The organism is Streptomyces sp. NPDC091282, from assembly GCF_044757385.1.
GTDB classification, from domain to species: Bacteria; Actinomycetota; Actinomycetes; order Streptomycetales; family Streptomycetaceae; genus Streptomyces; species Streptomyces gramineus.
This window is the reverse complement of the sequence record NZ_JBIVUX010000002.1, coordinates 836,124-851,663: the sequence shown is the minus strand read 5'-3', so window position 1 is coordinate 851,663 and position 15,540 is coordinate 836,124. Positions and strand designations below refer to the sequence as shown.

Below are 15,540 nucleotides of genomic sequence, written 5' to 3'. Positions count from 1 at the left end.
GCTGCCGCGGTTCCGCAAAGGTTCCCGGGCGTTTCCATGAGATCACTCACCTGTGAAATCGAGCGGGAGCTGTGCTGCTCGGGCCGTGGGTTTGTTAGATTGCGCAATCACGCAACCCAAGTGGGCCCACCTCGCGCCTGCCCGTACACCGCCGCGTACGGGACGACCCTACTGTCGCGGGCCCAACCCGTTCATGGGAGTGGAACATGACCGACCCGTGGGACGGCCCGGGGGGGCAGGCCACGCGGAGCCGCACCGACCGGGTGCCCGGCCAGCGCGGAGCGCTGCCCGACGGGACGCGCCCGACCGGCGGCCGGGCCGCGGCCCGGCAGGCGGCCAGATCCCGCGGCGGCAGAGGGACCCGGCGGGCCAGGCCGACGAGCCGCGGCCGACGGGTGCTGAAGGCCCTCGGGCTGATCACCGCCGCCCTCGTCCTGGTCACGGCGGGCGCCGGCTGGTGGTTCTACGAGCACCTGAACGGCAACATCAACAGCGTCTCCCTCGACGGCAAGGGCGGCACCGAGAAGGCCGACGCGTTCGGCCGGACCCCGATCAACATCCTGGTGATCGGATCGGACGGCCGGACCAGCTCCGCGGACTGCAAGCTCGGCGGCGGCTGCCGCACCACCGGGGTGCAGACCGGCAACGGCAACGCGGACGTCGAGATGGTCGTCCACATATCCGCGGACCGCTCCAACGCCACGGTGATGAGCATCCCCCGCGACACCATGGTCAACGTGCCGGCCTGCAAGGACACGAAGAGCGGCCAGTCCACGTCCGGCTACTACGGCCAGGTCAACAGCGCCCTGGAGTACGGTCCCGCCTGCCAGGTGGACACCGTCCACCAGCTCACCGGCATCACCATCGACCACTTCGTCAAGCTCGACTTCTCGGGCGTGGTCAAGATGTCCGACGCGGTCGGCGGCGTCGGCGTCTGCGTCAGTTCCGACGTGTACGACACCTACTCGCACCTCAAGCTGTCCAAGGGCGCCCACACCCTCAAGGGCGAGGCCGCGCTGGAGTTCGTCCGCTCCCGGCACGGCTTCGGCGACGGCAGCGACCTCGGCCGTACCGTCTCCCAGCACATCTTCCTCAGCGCGATGATGCGCAACTTCAAGAGCGCGGGCACCCTCACCGACCCCACCGCGGTCTACAAGCTCGCCGACGCCGCCACCAAGGCGCTCACCGTCGACGACGGCCTCGGCAGCGTCAAGAAGCTGATCTCGCTCGCGGCCGACGTGAACAAGGTCCCCACCAAGCGGATGACCTTCACGACCATGCAGACCGCCCCGGACCCGAACAACAGCAACCGCGTGGTGGTGGGCGCCGGTGCCAAGGACCTGTTCGCGACCATGGCCAACGACCAGTCGCTGACCACCAGCTCGGGCAAGAAGTCCTCGGCCGCCGGTGCCACCGAGAAGCCGAAGCCCACCGCGACCGTCCCCGCCGCCCAGATCGCCGTGACCGTCGAGAACGGCACCGACATCACCGGCCGCGCCTCCGCGATCGCGAGCTCGCTGATCTCGCAGGGCTTCAGCAGCGGCACCACCACGGCCAACGCGCCGAGCTCCGCGTCCACGACCACGGTGAACTACGGCAGCGGCGACAAGGCCGAGGCGCAGACCGTCGCCAAGGCGCTGGACGTGCCCTCCTCGCACGTCAAGCAGGGCTCCGGTACCGGCGTGACCCTGGTCATCGGCGGCGACTGGACCACCGGCACCAGCTACCCGGCCAAGTCCGGCGACACCAAGGCCGCCGTCTCCAACGCCAACGCCTCCACCGCCGACGACTCCAAGACCTGCGCCAAGGTCAGCCCCTACAAGACGGTCAGCCTCAACGGGGTACCGATGACACCGGCCCAGGCGTACGCGGCGGCGAAGGGCAAGCCCGACTCGGACGACTAGAGACCGGGGCGGGCGTGGCGCCACGACCGGGTGGGGTCACGCCCGCTTCCTGGGATGCTCGACGCGTATGCGCAGCGGGGCGAGCAGGCCGTTCACGTAGTCGCGTCCGGCCGGGCTGTCCAGCTCCACCGCGGGCTGCGACGACGGCTTGAGCAGGGCGGGGCCGCTCTCCGGTTCGTACAGGGCGCACGCCTCGCCGGAGAGCAGGCCCGAGTCCTGGCGCGAGGGCCAGCGCAGGCCCACCGCCCAGTCGGCCTGGCCGCGGATCCACGAGCCCCAGCGCCGGGTGCGCGGATAGGCCGGTGCCTCCGCCTGCACCAGCCAGATGTCCTGGCGGACCGCCGCGAGGCGGGCGTTGTCCGTCAGGTCGACCAGCGGCAGGTCGACCGCCGCGACCACCTTCGACAGCCGCATGCCCCGGACCCTCGGCTGCGTGATGCGCCGCCGCCCGTCCGGGCGCACACGCAGGTCACGGGCCAGGGTCTCGCACAGCGCGGTCAGCGGGGACAGGCCCGCGTACAGGTAGGGGAGCCGCTCGGGGCTCAGCTCGTCCCTGATGTGGCAGAACCGGCCGCCGCCCCAGTGCAGGTCGGCAGGAACGGGCTTGAACTCGGTGGCGTCACGGCGTTCGCTGTGCACCCGCCACAGCTCGGTACCGGCGGGCAGCACATGGCGGTGCGGGGTGGCGCGGACGGCCGGGCCGGGGATCATCTGGTCGGGCACGTGCTCACCACTCCGGGGTCTCGGCCCGGGCCGCGGACAGCAGGGCGTCGTCCGCCCCGGTGCCCAGCAGCCTGGCGGGCGCTGCGTTCAGCCACACGTTCGAGCCCAGCCACCAGTCCGCGGCGCCCCACGGGTCCTCGTCGGCCGACAGCATCCTGTTGATCTCCACGACCACCGGGTACGGAGCGCCGGTCACCGGGTCCAGCTGGAACGCCGGGACGCGCGCGGTGTCCTGGCCGTCGGTGAGCCTGATCAGGTGACGGAACCCGTCCGTCACGAGGACCTGGGCGGGGAGGTCGACCGAGGGTTCGGCGAGGAGCCAGGCGTCGTCCTGGTCGGGACGGTACACGGAGGCGGCCGCGGGCGCCGGTGCGCCGGCGGGCGGCGCCTCGGGTCCGGGCGCCCGGGGCGCGTCGTCCGTCCGCAGCGGGAGCAGTGCCGCCAGGAGCGCCGGCCGCTCCGTCGCCGGCGGCTCGATCGCCGGACCGAAGCGCACGCCGGACGGGGTCAGCAGGGCGCGCAGCGGATGACCTGGAGGCACGAACGGCTTGACGAGGGCGTGCAGTTCGGCCGCCGCCGTCTCGGGATCCGCCTCCGCCTCCGCCAGGATCTCGCGCACCTCACGGCGCGCGGGAACGTCCAGCAGCCCGTACAGCTCGTCCCAGTTGGCCCGGATCGCCTCCACCGCGTCCGTCAGGAACGACAAGCCCACCACCCCCCTCTCCGCCAGGCACCGTAACAGCGCACGGAGAAGACGGCGCCGAGATCGCCGAACAGGAGCCACGGGGACGGTCGGTGATGCATCATTGCACCCTGTGACATGGCGGCCCTGGGGGAGGGTCAGTGAGCAACTCCGCGGCATACGAGTGGACCTACGTCGACGTCGAGGCGGAACGGCGGCGGGACCTGCGCGCCCGACTGGCGCAGGAGATCAGCCGCTCGCGCAACCTTCGCGGTCAGGCCAAGTCCCTGCGCCGCGCCTACGGGACGGCCAAGGTCGACGTGCACGTCGTCAGCGTGCCCGGCTCCGCCGACTCGTCCGAACTCGCCGCCGCGCTGGCGTCGGCCCAGGCCGTCAACGCACGCGCGGAGGCCGAACTCGCCCGCGCGGCCGCCGGCGTGTGGTCGCTCCCGGACACCGGGAAGCACGCGCGGGACGACGGCGGCCCGGCGGCGGCCCCCGCCCGCGACGCCCGGCCCGGGACGGCTCCCGCCGCCCGCAGGACCGACCGCACCGAGCAGGTCAGGGCCGCCGCGCTGGTCGAGGCGGAGGCGCTCCTCACCCGCGACGGCCCGTCCTGCGAGCCCGCCGACCTGCCCGTCTTCGCCCGCCGCCTGGACGCCCTGCGCCGGGCCCGCACCGCCGAGGAGGCCCGGCTGCTCCTGCACGACCTCGGCGTGCTCGTGCACCGATCGACCCAGCGGCAGCGCGACGCGCTCCGCGACGAGGCGCTGCGGGCCCGCCTGCTCGACCGTCTCGACGACGCCGGACCCGCCGAGCGGGAGCGGCTGGCGGAAGCCGTGCGCGAGGCGCCCGACCCGTCCCGTCTGGAGGGCGAGGTCGACCTGGCCGTGGCCCGCGCGGACACCGCCCGGCACCGGTCGATGGTCGCGGACACCCTGATGCGGGTGCTGCGCGAGCGCGACTACGCGGTGGGCGAGGACTTCGCCGACCTGCTGGCGGAGAACGGCAGCGTCGTCGTGCCCTTCGGCGAGGCCGACGGCTACGGGCTGCGGCTGGCGCTCGCCGCCGACCGGCCCGGCCTCAGCACCGTGCTGGTCGCCGAGGAGGAGGCGGACCCGGAGACCGACCGCGAGGTCCAGCGCTGGTTCTGCGACGAGCAGTTGCCCGGCATCGAGGAGGCGGTGCGCGCCCACGGCGTCGGCCTGGCGCGGACGTCGGCGCTGCCGCCGGGAGTACGGCCCACGGCCGTGGTGCCCGACGGATCCTGGCCCGACACCGGCCTCGCCCACGACCGTACCGGCGAGGACGAGGACGGGGGCGAGGCCGCGGAACAGCCGGAGCAGGGTGAGCGGCCGGAGCGGCGCCGGACGCGGCGCACCAGGCCCGCGCGGTCCACCACGTACGGACAGGAGCGGCAGCGTGAGCGCTGACACCACGGAGGCCTTCCGCAAGGACCGGGCGCCGGCCGTCCTCGCCCCGGCCTGGATCCGCGAGCTGGACATGGCGCTCACCGTGTACCCGCAGATCCTCCTCACCGGCAACGTACGGGACGTCTTCCTGCTGGCCGAGGACGACGAGGGCCGGGTCGCCGCGCCCGAACCGGGCCGTCCTCCCACGCCGTTCACCCTGGAGGAGGTCATCGAGTCGGTCTGCCGCAGCCGCGGCTACGGCGCCCTGGCCCGGCAGAGCATGGTCGACGACCGGGTGGTCGCCTGGCGGCTGACCGGCGACCCGTTCGCCCTGCCGCCCGCCCTGCGCCGCATGGCCGAGGAGGACGCCCGCGCCGACCGTGAACGCGCCGCACGCGACGGTGCGACACGCGACGGTGCCGCACGCGACGGTGCCGACGCGGACCGGGACGACGCCGACGACGGCGACATCGAGGCCGGCATCGCCCGCTTCCGGGAGATCATGATCGGCACCGTCCAGCACACGGGCCCCGCGATCGGCCTGATCATCCCCTACACCGCCCGGCTCGGCTCGCCCCGCGGCCCGGTGGCCGGTGAGGCGGCCCGCCTGCTCGCCGCCGCCGAGGAACTGGGCCACACCGCCCGCCCGGTGCGCGGCACCGGGGACGTGACGCCGTACAACACGGTCTTCTGGGTGGTCGAGAAGCAGGAGGACCTGCCGCTCGAATTCGCCATCGGCAGCCGGGCGTTACGCGTCATCACGGTGCCCGAACCGCCGCACGACCAGCGGCACGCGGCCGGCCGGTTCGTGGTCGAACGCCTGGCGAACCGCCCGCCGGACGAGGACGGCGACACCGGTGAGGCCCTGCCCGCGACGGAGGACGAACAGCGGCAGGCGACCGAGGCACTGGCCCGTTCCTCGTACGGCATGGGGGTCGGGGAGATCCTGGCGGTGGGCCGGATGGCCGCCGACCGGGGACTGCCGCTCAGCCGCCTCGACGAGGCCGCCCGGCTGTACCGGGTCGGCGTCCTGGACAACCCCTGGGCCACCCAGGCCGTCCGGGAGAACATCATCAACGGCGAGGACTATCTCAACGCGGCGGTCATCGGCCAGCCGCACGCCGTGCGGCGGACCATCGAGATCTTCATGCGCTCGGCCGCCGGACTGACCGGCGCCCAGTCCTCCAGCTCGCCCAGCAGGCCCCGCGGCACGCTCTTCCTGTCCGGGCCGACCGGGGTCGGCAAGACCGAACTCGCCAAGGGCGTCGCGAAGATGATCCTCGGCGAGGACGCCCGCCCGATCCGCTTCGACATGAGCGAGTTCGCCGAGGAGCATGCCAGGGACCGGCTGATCGGGGCCCCGCCCGGATTCGTCGGGCACAGCGCGGGCGGTGAACTGACCAACGCGGTACGGGCGTCGCCGATGAGCGTGCTGCTCTTCGACGAGATCGACAAGGCCCACCCGCGGCTGTTCGACCTGTTCCTGCAGATCCTGGAGGACGGGCGGCTGACCGACGGACAGGGCGCCACCGTCCACTTCACCGAGTGCGTGCTGATCTTCACCTCGAACCTCGGGGTGTCGGCCGAGGTGATGCGGCCCAGGAACCGGCGCGGGGCCGGCAGCGAACAGGGCGAGGCCGACCCGGAGGCCGAGGCGGCGGCGCGGCAGCCCCGGCTCAGCCGGCACGACCGGCCCGAGGACGTGCGCGAGGCGTTGCGCGCGGCCTTCGACACCTTCTTCAACGACCACATCGGCCGGCCCGAACTGCGCAACCGGTTCGGCGACAGCTTCGTGGCCATGGACTTCATCCAGCCCGACTCGGTGGCGCCGATCCTCAACAAGGCCCTCGGGTCGGTGGCCGGCCGGGTCAAGGAGGTGCACGGCGCCGAGCTGACGATCCGCGACGAGCCCTGGGAGGTCCTGCGTGTCGAAGCCACCCGCCGCCTCGATCACGGCGGCCGCGGAGTGGTGACCGCCGTGGAGTCCGCCCTGGTCAACCCGCTCTCCAGGGAACTGTTCCACCAGCCCGCCCGGCCGGGCGAGCACATCGAGATCGAAGCGGTGGACGGACAGGACGAGGCCTACACGCTGACGGTGCGGCGATGGCGGTGAACGACGGCGGCCGCCCGGCGGCGCGGCTCGTGCCGGACCCGCCGGGCCCCGTGCTGCGCGTGTCCCAGGTGCTCGGACCCGTGACCGCGCTCGGGCCCGGCCGGCGCCTCGGCGTGTGGGTGCAGGGCTGCCCGCTCGCCTGTGCCGGCTGCATGTCCCGGCACACCTGGGACCCGCGCGGCGGCCACGACGTCGGTGTGGCACGGCTGGCGGCGCTGTGGCGGCAGGGCCTGGCCGAGGGCTACGACGGACTGACCGTCAGCGGCGGCGAACCGCTGGAACAGCCGGCCGCCCTGGCCGCGTTGCTCGACGTGGCCGACCGGGTACGCGTCGCCGCGGGCCGGGCCGACGCCGACCTGCTCGTCTACACCGGCTGGGAGGACGCCGAGATCGCCGCCTCGCCCGAGGCCACGGCGGTGCTCGACCGTGCGGACGCCGTCATCACCGGACGGTACCGGGCCGGCGAACCGACCGCACTGGTGTGGCGCGGCTCCGCCAACCAGCGCCTGACCGCGCGCACGTCGCTCGGCACCCGCCGGTACGGCCCCCATCTGCACCGTACGGCCGACCGGCCGGAACTCCAGATCCGGGTCACCGGCCGGGCCGTGCACATCATCGGCGTGCCGCGGCCCGGTGAACTCAGCGCCCTGGAGCGCGACCTGTCCGCACGAGGGGTGACCTTCCGGGAGAACACATGGCGACCGTGACCACCCGCTACCGCTGCCCGGTGACCCCGGACGAGTGCCCGTCCTCGGACCGGCGCGGCTTCTGCACGGTCCACCGGTGGGAACGGCTCGTTCCCGAACGGGTCTACGTGACCGCGGAACCGGACGACGCGCCGCGAGAGGACGCGCCGGACGGCTCCGGCCCGCCTCCCGGCACGGGCGCGAACGGTGACGCGGACGTCCGGCCCGAGGCGCCCGCCGCCCGCCCCGGCGGTCGCACCGCCCGGCCGGCGGACCGGCCGCACCCCCGCGAGCCCCGCGAGCCTCGCGAGGGGACCACCGCACCCCCCACCCGGCTGCAGTCACCGCCGCCCGCCGCCCCCTGCCTCGCCCTCGTGCTCGCCGGCGCCCTCGTCCTCGTACGCACGGAGGGCCAGGAGCCCACCCGGCTGGGGCGGGACGCCGCCGACTGCGCCCATGTGACCGATCTGGCCGCCCTCGACCAGCTCTCCCGCCTGCACGCCGAGCTGACCTGGCGCGCGGGCCGGCTCTACGTCACCGACCTGGGCTCGGTCAACGGCACGTACGTCGACGAGCAGCCCGTCACCGGGCCCGTCCAGCTCTGGCCGGGCGGCCACCGCCTGCGGCTGGCCGAGGACGTGGACGTGCCCCTCGTGGAACTGGACGAGTTTGGCGCGCCGCGATGACGTGATCCGGCCGTCGCCAACGCACCCCCCGCACCGCCGCCATCCGTACGACGCCCGCCTCCGGGGCGGGCACCAGGAACCGTCGAGGACTCCGCATGGCCGACAACCCGACCGAGGAACCCGCGGGCCCCACCGGCCCGCCGCGCACCCCCGTGAGCCCGCCGACCCGCAGACAGAAGCGGCCCGAGCAGGCCCCGCCGAGCCCGCCGACGCGCGTCCAGCGGCAGGATCCGGCTGCGCCGAGCCCGCCGACGCGGGTGCAGCGGCAGGACCGGGCCCGCCACGACCCCGCGGACTCCGCAGCCGCGCCGGCCGGTTCACCGAGCCCGCCCACCCGCGTCCAGCGCCCGGACCCCGCACCGCCCGGCGCCGACCCGCCGCGGGCCGCGGCCGCGGGGCCCTCCTCGCAGGCCCGGACACGTCCCGCCCGTCCCACGGACCCGCCCACCCGGCGCGATCCCGCCACCGCCCACGCCGAGTTCCCCGAGGCGCTGCGCGACCGCTACGAGCCGCACGGCATCGCGGGCGCCGGCAGCGAGGGCACGGTCTGGCACGTGCGCCGGCTCGCCGACGGCGCCGACGCGGCGGTGAAGATCGCCCACCCGGGCCAGGCCATGGACCTGGACACCCTCGAACACCTGGCGGCCCCCGACTTCCGCCGGCACGTCCCCGCCCTGCACGAGTTCGGCGACATCGCGATCGGCGGCACGGTGTGCGGGTGGGTCGCGATGGAGTACCTGCCGACCACCCTGGAGGACCACCTCGCCCGCCGCCTGCGGGACGGGAAGCCACGCGAGGAACGGGCGCGGACCGAACGGACCGTGCGCGAACTCGCCGACCTGCTCGACTTCTGGCAGACGCGGATCGACCGCAACCCCTTGGATCTCAAGCCCGCCAACATCCTCGTGAGGCAGAGCCACGGCGGCACCAGGAAGGACAACGACGACCGGTTCCAGCTCGTCGTCGCGGACTTCGGGGGAGTGGCGAGGTTCACCGCCAGCCAGAGCTACCGCGACTTCCAGATCACCGCGCTCTACATGGCGCCCGAGCAGATCGTGAACCAGAACCTCAGGGCCACCCCGTGGTGGACCGTCGGGCTCGTCCTCTACCAGGTCTTCACCGGGCGCCCGCTGTACGTCCTCGGCGACGACGCCCGCATCACCGACGAGGCGTGGACCCGCGCCCTGATCGTCAACCATGAGGTCGACCTGTCCGCCGTCACCGACGCGCGGCAGAACCTGCTGCTCCAGGGCCTGCTCACCAAGGACCCGGACGACCGCTGGACCGCGGCCGAGGTGCGCCGCTGGCTCAAGGGCGACACCCCGGAGGTCGTCCGCCCCGCCGCACCGGACGCCCCCGCCGCCGCCCGGCACGCCCACAGCCCCATCACCTTCCGCGGCACCGCCCACCACGAGGCCGAGAGCCTCGCCGCGGCCATGGCCCGGCACTCCCAGGAGGCGGCCGACTGGCTCGCCGCGGACGGCGGGCAGCGGCTGGCGACCTGGCTGCGCGACGACCTCAGGGACACCTCGTACGACCACGGGCAACTGCTCGCGCTGAACCGCGGACCCGACCGGCCGGTGCGCGCCGCGGTCGCCGCGCTGGCCTTCGTCGCCGTGTTCGCGCCGGCCGCGACACCGCAGTACCGGGGCCGGCGCGTGGACGCGGACGGCATCGCCCGGATCGCCCAGGGACAGGGCGCGGTCGCCTTCATCGACGAGCTCCTGAAGGCCGACGTGCCGACCGTGGCGGCCGGCTTTAACTGCGCGCACGACGACTGCTCCGACGGTCGCTGCGAGGTGCTGCTCACGCTGGCCGAGCAACTCCCCGCCACGATCGAGGACGTGCGCGCCCGGGCCCGCACGCTGGGCCGGCGCACCGGCAACGACGGCGGCGCCGGCGGCAGCCTCGACCGGCGTGAGACGAACGCCGCCTACGGCCTGACCGCCGCGCTCATCGTGCACCCGGAACAGCGCGGGCGGGCCCTGCTGCCGCTCGCGGGGCTGCCCGGCCTCCTCGCCACGTTCCTCGCGAAGGCCCCGGTGGGCCTGCTCGCCGCGCTGGCCCGGCTGGGCGCCGTACGCCACCGGCTGGGCGCCGTGGTGCGCGCCCGGGCCGCGGACGCCGGGTTCCTGCGGCGCTGGGCGGAGCTGCACCGCCGGGCGGCCGCCGGCGACATCCGCACGGTGTCCGGGCGGGCGGACCTGGTCGCGGCGGCCGTCCTGCTGCCCAGGGCGCTGCGCGCCGACGAGATCGGGCAGGACCACACGGTCACCCTCACCGAATGGTGGTCCACGGCCTGGCGCCCGCTGGCCCGCCGGCTGGCCGCGGGCGCCGCTCTGTTCCTGGCGTTCTGGCTGCTGATCTGGTCCGGCGCGATGCTCCGCTCCGTGCACGACAGCGGGCTCGGCGGCGACGCCCTCGACCCCGCCGACCGGCTCGTCGCCCCGCTCGCCCACGCCGCCGACCTCGCCTCGGCGGCCCAGACCGGGCTGTGCGCGGTGGCCCTGGCGGGCGCGGTGGCGTTCGCCGCGGCCACCGGCCGGATCTCCGGATGGCTGCTGGCCGCGGGCGCGGCCGTGGCGGCGTACGCCGGTTACGCGCGCCCGGACCTGCCCCCGCTGGATCCGCTGCACGCTCCCGGCTGGGCGGCCGAGCGGATGCGTTACTTCCTGGGCGGCTGGAAGAGCTGGAACGGTGTCACCGCCCTGCTGCTCGTCCCGCTGGTCTGCGTGGTGCTGATGGTCCTGGCCCGCAGGCAGCTCGGCCTGGCCCGCACCGCCGAGCAGGAGCAGTCCCGGCTGCGGCGGGAACGGGCCGAGCAGCGCCGGGCAGCGGCCGGGCTGCCGAGGCGGCCGTACGAGAACCCGACGCGCTGGCGCACCGGCCCCCGCGGCACCCGCGACCGCGCGCTGTTCGCCGCGTCCGCGCTCCTCATGCTGGTCACCTCGCTGTGGGCGGCGGTGGAGGTCCGGGTCGCGCTCGACGGAGAGCACCGGACACCCGCCTCGTGGGGGACCGGACAGCAGGGCGCCTCCTACCAGTCGCAGTACGTCCTGGCCTGCGCGGCCGTCTGCGTGCTGGCCGCGCTCGCCTCACCGGCGGTCGCCCGCCGGGTGCTGGGCTGGGCGGCGGGCGCGGTGCTCGTGCTCGGCCTGTGGCCACCGCCCGTGGAGCCCGCCCGCGCGCTGAGCGTGCCCGTGGCACCGGACCTGTTCGGCGCGTTCGCGAAGACCTGGGGGCACGGGGCCTTCTGGGCCGCGCTGCTGCTCGCGCTGCCGCTGAGCGTGTACGCCGCGGGATTCGCGGTGCGCCGGACCCGGCGCGCCGCGCGATGACGGCCCCCACCGCAGGGGCGCCCGACCTCCTCGACGAGGCGGAGGACCTGCTCGCCCGGCACGACGAGCAGGACCGGCCGCAGGAGGCGGGCGACTCCTGGCGGCGCTGCCGGGACGTCCTGCTCGGCGCCCGCGACCTCCTGGAGGACCAGGGCGCCCTGGCCGACCCGGCGGCCCTGGCCCGCGCGCGGTACCTGCTGGGCCTCACCCTGTCGGTGGGCTACTGGCAGGCGGTGTCGGGCCACGCCGACGCGTACGGCGTCCGGGACCCGCAGGACCTGCGCGACCGGGCCGCGCCCCTCCTCGCGCTCGCCCGCGCGACCCTGCCCGGGGACACGGAGGAGTACGCCACCGCCTGCGTCCGCCTGGGTCTGCTGCTGCACGCACGGTACGAGGACACACGCACCCCCGAGGACCCCGCCGAGGACACCGCTCACCCGGCCCCCGGCCCCGACGAGGACGCGGGCGGCGTCGGCGGTGACGATCTCGACGAGGCGCTCGCCGCCTTCGGCGACGGGCTGCCGCTGCTCGGCGACGACGTCCACCCCGGTCTCCTCGTCAGCCACGGCTGCGCGCTCGCCGACCGCTACGACCGCGACCGGGTCCCCGGCGACCTGCGGGACGCGGCCGGCGCGCTGGAGGCGCTGCTGGCGGCCCTGCGGCCGTCCGGGTGGGAGCCCGCGGCGGACGGCGCGGGCTCCTTCGCGGACGAGGCCGACGAACTCGAGGCCGAGGCCCGGGTCCGGCTGGCCAGGCTCTTCCTGGACCACTCCGACACCCCGGAGCGCGCCCACCCGCACCTGGAGCTGCTGGCGGCGACGCTGCCGGAGGAGCACGGCTCACGGATCTTCGCCGCCGCCCACCTCGTCGACGTCTACCGCGAGCGCGGCGACGGCCGGGTCGCGCCCGCGGACCGTGCCGCCTATCTCGCGCGGCTGCGCGACCTGTACCGGCTGCTCGACCCCGCAAGCACGTACCACGCCCAGGCGACCTCGATGCTCGGCGCGGCGCTCGCGGAACGGGACGAGTCGGCCGGACCCGGCACGGCGCCGACCGCGGAGAACGAGGAGGCGGTCGGGCTGCTCCGGGAGGCGCTCGGCGCCCTCGCCGAGGACGACGCCAGACGCCCGCCCACCCACGCCGTCCTCGGCTGCCTCCTGAACTCCCTGCGCGAACGCCATCCCGAGCGGTACGACAACGACGAGGCCCTGCGCCATCTGGAGCGGGCCGTCGAGCTGTACCCGGCCGACGACCCGATGCGCAGCGACCTGCTCAACCAGCTCGCGCACGCGGCGATCGTCCGGGACGACCGCGGCCGCGCCGACCTCGAAGGCGTCGACCGGACCATCGCGCTGCTCAACGAGTCGATGCGGGTGCCCTCGCACTCCCCGGGCTTCGGTTCGCAGGCGCACGGCGCCTACGCCGCCGCGCTCAGCCAGCGGCACGCGCTGTCCAACTCCGCCGACGACCTGGACGGGGCCATCCGCCACCTCACCATGGCGTTCCGGCAGACCGCGCTCGACGACGTGAACCGGGTCGTCTACCTCCAGAACCTGGCCGTCAGCCTCTACCAGCGCTACCAGACGGGCGGCGACCTCCAGGACCTGGAGACCGCGGTCCGCTACATGCAGGAGGTCGCCGCCGTCCTGGACGGCGGCGACACCGGCGCCCCGGTCGACCTGTACCTGATCGAACGGGACCGGCCGCGCCTCGAACACGGCCTGGCGCAGCTCCAGTTCATGTTCGCCGTCGCCTCCCGCTCCGGACCGGGAACGGCGGCGGCCGTGGAGTCGATGCGCCGGCTGCGGAACTCCTTCGCCGAGGACGACCCCGAACGCCTCACGGTCGACGCGGACTTCGGCCTCATGCTGATGGTGTGGTCCTTCCACGGCGGCAGTGTGCGGGACCGCATGGAGGGCCTGGTCCTCCTGTCGGAGACCGTGGACGCCCTGCCCGAGGACCATCCCGAACGGCCCCGGCTGCTGCTGCGCACGGCGGGCGCGCTGCTGATGACGTCGTTCTCTCCCTACAACGGGCGAGGCGTCGACTCGGCCGGGAGGATGCTCCGGGACGTCCTGGACGCCGTCCCGCCGGACAGCCAGGAGGGGCTCAGGGCCGCCGCGTTGACCGCGATGCTGCACCACGGCCGGTTCCTGCACGGGCGGGTCCCCGCCGACGCCGACCGGGCCGTGGACGTGGCCCGGACCGCCCGCGACCTGCTCGCCGACCGGCCGCCGTCCCCGGTCGGCGCCCAGCTCACCAACGTCCTCGCCGACTCCCTGCGCCTGCGCTCGGCCCCCGGGGACGCGGCGGACGGGCGGCGCACGGGCATCGCCGGGCTGCGCGAGGCGGCCACCGTCGTGCTGCTCCAGGCCGCCGCGGAACCCGCCCTCCAGGTGGCCCGCAGCGCCGCCGACCGGGCGCTGCACATCGCCCGCTGGTGTCTGGCGGACGGCGATCTGGCCGCCGCCGTCGAGGCCCTGGAGCTGGGACGCGGGCAGGTGCTGCACGCCTCCACGACCACCGCCGACGTGCCCGCGCTGCTGCGGGAGGCGGGCCGGGCGGACCTCGCCGAGGAGTGGGAGGGCGGCGGCGGCCGCGGGGCACCGGCCCCGATCGACCTGGCGGCGCTGCTCGACGGCCCCGGCTCACTGCTCGGCTCCCTCGGCGAGGGCGCCGAACTCCCGCTCCCCGACGACCTGCGCCGGCGCACCCTCACCGCGCTGGCCCGCTCCCGGGCGGGCACGGCCCTGATGACCCCGCCCACCGTCGACGAGATCGCCGCCGCGCTGCGCACGGCCGGCGCGCACGCCTTGGTCTACCTGCTTCCGCCGGGCGGCCACAACGCCGGCACGGCGGTGCTGGTGACCCGCGAATCCCGCGTGGACACCGTCGAGTTCGGCCTGCTCCGGCGCGACGGCCTGGACGTCCTCGGCGCCTACCGGGCGGCCCATCGCAGCCGCCAGGAGGCTCTGGACACCTCCACCGATGGGGACGTCCACCGGGCCGCGCACGCCCGCTGGCGCGCCGCGCTCACCGAACTCTGCGACTGGGCGGGCCCGGTGGTGATGTCCCCGCTCCTGCGCTCGCCCCTCGTCGCCGCGGCGGGATCCGAACCGCACCTGGTCCTGGTCCCGTTCGGCGACCTCGGCGGCATCCCCTGGCACGCGGCACTGCTCAGCAGCGGCCTGCGCGACGGCGGCCGGCCGGTGCGCGCGCTGGAGCGCCTGACCCTGTCGTACGCGGCCTCGGCCCGCCAGCTCCACGAGGTGCTGGGCCGCCCGCGCCTGCCCCTCGACGCCCGCCCGGTGATCGTCGGCAACCCCGACGGCACGCTGCCGGGCGCCACCACCGAGGCCCGGCAGATCCACGCCGTGTTCTATCCGTCGGGCCAACTCCTCGGCAAGGTACGCCGGGCGGCCGGCCCCGGCACGCCCGCCGAGGTCCTGGCCGCACTGCCGGCCGCGGCCGGCACGGGCGCCTCGGTCCTCCATCTCGCCTGCCACGCCCGTCCTTCGGGCACCTCCCCGCTGGACGCGTGCCTGCTGCTCGCACCGCAGCCGGACGGCGGTCCGGGACGGCTGCCCGTCCGCGAGATCCTGCGGCAGGCCCGCGGCCGGCCGCCCGGGACGCCCGGCGGCCTGGTGGTGCTCGACGCCTGCGTCAGCGACCACACCACGGGCGACTTCGACGAGGCGCTCACACTCTCCACGGCGTTCCTCGCCGCCGGCGCGACCGGGGTCGTCGGCTCGCGGTGGGAGGTCCCGGACGGGCTGACGGGCCTGATGACGTACGTCTTCCACGACCGTCTGCGTACCGGCGCCACTCCCGTACAGGCCCTGCGTCAGGCGCAGTTGTGGCTGCTGGACCCGGATCGCACCGTCCCCGGCGACATGCCCCGCACGATCGCGGACATACTCCACGACGGGGATCCTTCGGCCCTGGAGATGTGGGCGGCCTTCGCCTGCCAGGGGCACTGAACGCGACGGGCGGCAC

The 15,540-nt window shown here is 75.3% G+C and carries 9 protein-coding genes; 7 read left to right on the top strand and 2 right to left on the bottom strand.

Annotated elements, in window-relative coordinates:
• Window positions 1-206: 206 nt before the first annotated feature.
• Window positions 207-1,904, top strand: coding sequence for an LCP family protein (locus ACIQOE_RS10900; RefSeq protein WP_401410976.1), 1,698 nt, complete (start codon window positions 207-209; stop codon window positions 1,902-1,904).
• 36 nt (window positions 1,905-1,940) lie between these two features.
• On the opposite strand, the gene ACIQOE_RS10895 is transcribed toward ACIQOE_RS10900, so the two are convergent.
• Together ACIQOE_RS10895 and ACIQOE_RS10890 are read right to left on the bottom strand one after the other, a co-directional pair.
• Window positions 1,941-2,627: an RES family NAD+ phosphorylase gene (locus ACIQOE_RS10895; protein WP_351315325.1), complete on the bottom strand. Its 687-nt coding sequence runs from the start codon at window positions 2,625-2,627 to the stop codon at window positions 1,941-1,943.
• Between the two features lie 4 nt (window positions 2,628-2,631).
• A complete protein-coding gene (locus ACIQOE_RS10890) occupies window positions 2,632-3,333 on the bottom strand; it encodes a DUF3168 domain-containing protein (protein ID WP_401410974.1) in 702 nt (233 codons plus the stop codon).
• A 137-nt stretch (window positions 3,334-3,470) separates the two neighbouring features.
• On the opposite strand from ACIQOE_RS10890, the gene ACIQOE_RS10885 reads away from it, so the two are divergent.
• The 6 genes from ACIQOE_RS10885 (at window position 3,471) to ACIQOE_RS10860 (ending at window position 15,524) form a co-directional block, all read left to right on the top strand.
• Window positions 3,471-4,742, top strand: coding sequence for a hypothetical protein (locus tag ACIQOE_RS10885; RefSeq protein WP_401410972.1), 1,272 nt, complete (start codon window positions 3,471-3,473; stop codon window positions 4,740-4,742).
• Window positions 4,732-6,834: an AAA family ATPase gene (locus ACIQOE_RS10880; protein ID WP_401410970.1), complete on the top strand. Its 2,103-nt coding sequence runs from the start codon at window positions 4,732-4,734 to the stop codon at window positions 6,832-6,834. Before ACIQOE_RS10885 ends, ACIQOE_RS10880 begins: the two co-directional genes overlap by 11 nt.
• A complete protein-coding gene (locus tag ACIQOE_RS10875; protein WP_401410967.1) occupies window positions 6,825-7,541 on the top strand; it encodes a 4Fe-4S single cluster domain-containing protein in 717 nt (238 codons plus the stop codon). Before ACIQOE_RS10880 ends, ACIQOE_RS10875 begins: the two co-directional genes overlap by 10 nt.
• Window positions 7,529-8,206 carry an FHA domain-containing protein gene (locus ACIQOE_RS10870; RefSeq protein ID WP_401410964.1) on the top strand — a complete coding sequence of 226 codons (678 nt, stop codon included), beginning with the start codon at window positions 7,529-7,531 and terminating at the stop codon, window positions 8,204-8,206. The genes ACIQOE_RS10875 and ACIQOE_RS10870 overlap by 13 nt, the downstream gene beginning before the upstream one ends.
• Before the next feature lie 95 nt (window positions 8,207-8,301).
• A complete protein-coding gene (locus ACIQOE_RS10865) occupies window positions 8,302-11,544 on the top strand; it encodes a hypothetical protein (RefSeq protein WP_401410962.1) in 3,243 nt (1,080 codons plus the stop codon).
• The gene (locus ACIQOE_RS10860; protein WP_401410959.1) at window positions 11,541-15,524 is read left to right on the top strand and encodes a CHAT domain-containing protein; all 3,984 of its coding nucleotides are present in this window, start codon (window positions 11,541-11,543) and stop codon (window positions 15,522-15,524) included. Before ACIQOE_RS10865 ends, ACIQOE_RS10860 begins: the two co-directional genes overlap by 4 nt.
• Window positions 15,525-15,540: the final 16 nt, after the last annotated feature.

Bases quoted from the DNA above. Each gene is read 5' to 3' on its own strand.
- ACIQOE_RS10865 (WP_401410962.1), top strand. From the start codon at position 8,302: ATGGCCGACAACCCGACCGAGGAACCCGCGGGCCCCACCGGCCCGCCG.
- ACIQOE_RS10860 (WP_401410959.1), top strand. From the start codon at position 11,541: ATGACGGCCCCCACCGCAGGGGCGCCCGACCTCCTCGACGAGGCGGAG.
- ACIQOE_RS10870 (WP_401410964.1), top strand. From the start codon at position 7,529: ATGGCGACCGTGACCACCCGCTACCGCTGCCCGGTGACCCCGGACGAG.
- ACIQOE_RS10900 (WP_401410976.1), top strand. From the start codon at position 207: ATGACCGACCCGTGGGACGGCCCGGGGGGGCAGGCCACGCGGAGCCGC.
- ACIQOE_RS10875 (WP_401410967.1), top strand. From the start codon at position 6,825: ATGGCGGTGAACGACGGCGGCCGCCCGGCGGCGCGGCTCGTGCCGGAC.